A 4,120-nucleotide genomic window follows, 5' to 3' on the forward strand; every position below is an offset into this window, starting at 1 on the left:
TACAGATATTGTTGCTGGCTTATCATATTTTTAATATGCAATGGCATTGTGACAAGTCGCGCCCCTACGTTCTGACCGCCCGAACCGCTTAAGTCAGTGCCATTCTGACATGACCTTTTTTTTTGCCCTCAACAAGCCACTCAAATCGCCTTTGATTTCAATGACATTCAAGTAGTATCTACAGTATGTAATAATCTTGTTCGCACTCTAAATGAGGAGCTATTCAAGAAGAGTCTAAACGACTGGATTAATGCACAAAAGTTGTTAGGGACTTGGGCTCACGACAAAGAGAAATACACTGAATTAATACATCTATTCATCTCAAATCGTGACCGCAATCAAACTATAAACGCCTACAATGAATGGCGTAAAATTCGCAATATACTTGTTTCCAGAAACGCGCTGACTCCATAAAACGCCACTTCCGAAATAACGGAAATAGGGGCCAACAAAAAGGGTCACCCTTTTTGTTGGCCCCTATTCAATAATATCAAAAAATGACTGCGGAAGCCTAGAAAATGGCGTCAGATAATTCTGACGAATAGGGTTGGCATCGCTACGGCCCTCACCTGCATAGTGTATTGCGACCGGAGAGACTGACTGCCTTAGGCTAACAACTAACGACCCGGAGTTGCCATCAAACGTTGTGCTGTCATGATAATAGCGGTCATCGTTCGAATAATGGTAGAGATAGCCCGGAGACACTCTTTTTGATAAGCGCTGCCCGCCGAAAGTCTCCTCAAAAAGCCTAATCGAATCCGCAAATAATCCAGAATTTGGTTTCCAATAACTGGCATCAACTTTCGGATATCCGAGCACAACAATCGGAATCTTTTTGTCAGTAGCGATAAAGTTTCTGTCTAGCTTGACCGAAGGAATTATACTACTTGGATTCCAACCTGATCTAAGTTTCAAAATAGCAACATCGTTTTCAATATCATAGTAGACGATCTTGCTGATACGCCCCCGCACAAGCCCCCCCCGTGTATCATGCCAAAAGCAATAAGCATCTCGATTTATGGTAAAGGGTAAAGGAGCAGATTTAACCTTTTTCTTAGTTATATCATCCGCAACGTGCGCGTTTGTTACCACATGATCCTTCCCTACATAAAAGCCTGTTGCGCCTCCAGCAGCAAAAGTGCTCGTTATATGGATTTTGCATACTGATCGAGAAAAACTGGAGATTTCTTTCTCAGCTGCCCACAAGGCCTGAAGCAACTCCGGTTCAATATGCTCACTAGCAAGGTGCTTATCCCCAATCGTGTAGCTATACACTGGAAGCATTGGCCTAGTTTTCGCAATATAATACCTTCTAGCGCCAGAATCACTCCCAATAATTTCAGGAGCAACAACTCCCCATTGCTTAACCAAAGCTGTGATTTTAACTGGCGGCAACCCAGCCCCATCGCGAGGACCAGTAGGATAAAAATCATCACCAAACGGCTTTCCTAAAGTCTCTATGATAGTTTCAGCTATAGAAGATTCATTTATATTTTGCTCCAACTGCACTTCCGAGAGCGGTTTGCGGTTAGTGGTTAAATCAGAGTATTGCTTCTGTGTAATGCGTCCTGATTCCAGTAAACTTCCCCAGGGATTAATCTGATAATAAATACCTGATTCATTGAAATCGCCAAGGCCTAGTGAGCGTCTGTCAGATAGCCCCCGCTGACTCAGAAATGAATCAACGTCGTGATCATATAACGGAGTAATACTCTCAGAGCCACCGGCGCTGCCACCGAATCCCCCATTAGCGCCACCTCCATTAGCGCCACCTGGTGACAGACTATAAGAAGTGAGGACGTAAGCTAAAGTTGCAGCTACGCTGAACACAAAACACTTCATCGGTTATTCATCTTCTATTTTGAGTTCGCGAACTTTCTCAGCCGCACTCTCAAGAACTTCTTTTATATCCGAACTTTCTACAACTGTCATAGACAAACTATAAGGACCATTGGCTCCACTCTTGCTAACAGCCATCCAATCAGTCGAAAATCCATCAAGTCGCCTCCACTTGTTAGAAAAAATGTCCGTTTTGATTTTAAATGATACAGGGTCGAGTTCAATCGCCTTATTCTTGGCTGTATCAATGTAGCGATACTGAATCATAAACGCGGTCTCTAGGCGGTCCTTATCAGTTAATGGGACGCGCGCCTTATAGGCCTTACTTGCTGAGTAATAGACTTTAACAGGCAACACACGGTAAGCCGAATCACCAAAAACCAGCCTAAAATGTAGCTGAACGGCGTCTACGGCAAAGAGCTCCTCATTAGTAGAGGCATGCTTTTCCGAACGTGCGATAGTCGAATCAATTGAATCGATCTCCTTGAAATCCTTCCTAGCATCATCTTTAGATGCATACCACAAAGTTCTGGTAAATACACACTCATAATCGACTGGGTCATCCAACTCAGTTTCTTCCGATACAAATGTAGCACCATATTGTGCTTCATACTTACCTGCGTAGCTTTCAAGGCTATCTGCGCCAAAACCAACAAGATAATTGAACACGGACTTTCCAATATCCATAGCACCCAGTGCTCCTAGAATGGCAGTATATGACTCTTTATCTACGGTGTTCGCATGCTCAACAGATAGCTTAGTTTCTTCGAATAGCTGATATTTCGTGCGATAAACAATTGGATTTTCAAAAAAACTCGAGTCACTTGCATTTCCAGAAAAAGCGTCGGATGATGAAATAAGTAGAAGTATAATACAGTATATTCTCATGTTGGTATAGGATTCTGATTGTTTAGTTGACAATTATTGGAATTACGGACGTGCCAGCTGGAATCCTCTCAAATTCAGCGGGATAGCCTGCGAATTGATGCACCGTTGGCATTTAGACATTAATAACCCCAATAAGGAGAACTAATCCAGCACAAAAGGGCTCAAAATGGGAAAAAAAGATGACATGTCGTTATGTTTGCAATTTGACATGATTCACATTGTCCGCACGGCCGACGATAAGGATCCAAAACACCCAAAAAAATCATAACGCATTCCATATTTCCAAAGATGGAATGTGTTTACACTGTTCACATTTATGTGAACGAGATGGGGCACCAGCCCACGGATTCATTCAACCATTCCCTACAATCACAGATTACTGTGATTATATTTGACCTATCTCACAAATCTGTAACTTTTGGTTAATCCATGATTCAGAGTTTTCGATGCAAAGAAACAGCCAAAATATTTGGAGGATGCTATTCTAAAAAGCTCCCTGCCGATATTCAGCAACGAGCACTCAACAAGCTCCGACTCATTGCCACAGTCACACAACTCGAAACGCTTCTCGTTCCACCCAGCAATCACCTGGAAGCCCTCACTGGCGACCGCAAAGGCCAACATAGTATCCGCATCAACAAACACGTAGCGCGACAAGCGCGAAGATGGTCAGCTCTACGAGCTGGGTCCGAAGGACTTCCTGAAGCGGGTGCCCTCTGGGCGATGAAGGAACAATGGCGCATCTGCTTTCGCTGGAAGGACGGCAATGCCCACGACGCAGAGATAGTCGACTACCACTAAAACTACCATGAACACCGAAACCTACATTCCTCTCGACCCGCCCGGTACGCTGCTACTACAGGAATTCATCGAGCCCATGGGCCTCTCGCAGAAAGCGGTCGCCCTCGGTGCGGGCATCCCCTATGTTCGATTCAACGAACTGATCCACGGCAAGCGTCGTATCACTGGAGAATATGCCTTACGTCTCGGCTATTTCTTTCAAATGGAAGCCCAATTCTGGATCAACCTTCAAGCCGACTACGACCTCCGCAAAGCCAGACGCGAACACGCCGACTTGAAAAAGACCGCACACACCGCTCAAGAACTCATGGCTGGTTGATTCTGTTGTTCCCGCATCGGTCCTTCGAGGCCAACAAAAAGGGTCAGTCCAATTTATTTTGTTTTACGGCCAACAAAAAGGGTCAGTCCAATTTATTTTGTTTTACGGCCAACAAAAAGGGTCAGTCCAATTTATTTTGTTTTACTAAAACACTCCACTCTTTCGTGGGTTTTCCCTGATGCCCGCGATTGCCCTTTAAGACTTAAGCCTCGTTGCGATCTGGCCCCTTATGTGCAACATGCCTAAGAATGGCTTGGTATACACCGACACATC

The 4,120-nt window shown here is 44.4% G+C and carries 4 protein-coding genes; 2 read left to right on the top strand and 2 right to left on the bottom strand.

From position 1 onward, the window contains the following. Window positions 1–477: 477 nt before the first annotated feature. Both QEH52_RS19035 and QEH52_RS19040 read right to left on the bottom strand, forming a co-directional pair. A complete protein-coding gene (locus QEH52_RS19035; protein WP_308952541.1) occupies window positions 478–1,830 on the bottom strand; it encodes a S1 family peptidase in 1,353 nt (450 codons plus the stop codon). A 15-nt stretch (window positions 1,831–1,845) separates the two neighbouring features. Continuing rightward, window positions 1,846–2,760 (bottom strand): hypothetical protein, encoded by a 915-nt coding sequence (locus QEH52_RS19040; protein WP_308952542.1) that lies wholly within the window; start codon window positions 2,758–2,760, stop codon window positions 1,846–1,848. A gap of 396 nt (window positions 2,761–3,156) precedes the next feature. Here QEH52_RS19040 and QEH52_RS19045 point away from each other — a divergent pair, with 396 nt between their 5' ends. Both QEH52_RS19045 and QEH52_RS19050 read left to right on the top strand, forming a co-directional pair. Further along, a complete protein-coding gene (locus QEH52_RS19045) occupies window positions 3,157–3,528 on the top strand; it encodes a type II toxin-antitoxin system RelE/ParE family toxin (RefSeq protein WP_308952543.1) in 372 nt (123 codons plus the stop codon). A gap of 7 nt (window positions 3,529–3,535) precedes the next feature. Further along, window positions 3,536–3,847 carry a HigA family addiction module antitoxin gene (locus QEH52_RS19050; RefSeq protein WP_308952544.1) on the top strand — a complete coding sequence of 104 codons (312 nt, stop codon included), beginning with the start codon at window positions 3,536–3,538 and terminating at the stop codon, window positions 3,845–3,847. Window positions 3,848–4,120: the final 273 nt, after the last annotated feature.

The organism is Thalassobacterium maritimum (assembly GCF_031127805.1).
In the GTDB taxonomy this organism is placed as follows: Bacteria; Verrucomicrobiota; Verrucomicrobiia; order Opitutales; family Coraliomargaritaceae; genus Thalassobacterium; species Thalassobacterium maritimum.

Coding starts and splice junctions, on each gene's coding strand:
- QEH52_RS19045 (WP_308952543.1), top strand. CDS start 3,157: ATGATTCAGAGTTTTCGATGCAAAGAAACAGCCAAAATATTTGGAGGA.
- QEH52_RS19050 (WP_308952544.1), top strand. CDS start 3,536: ATGAACACCGAAACCTACATTCCTCTCGACCCGCCCGGTACGCTGCTA.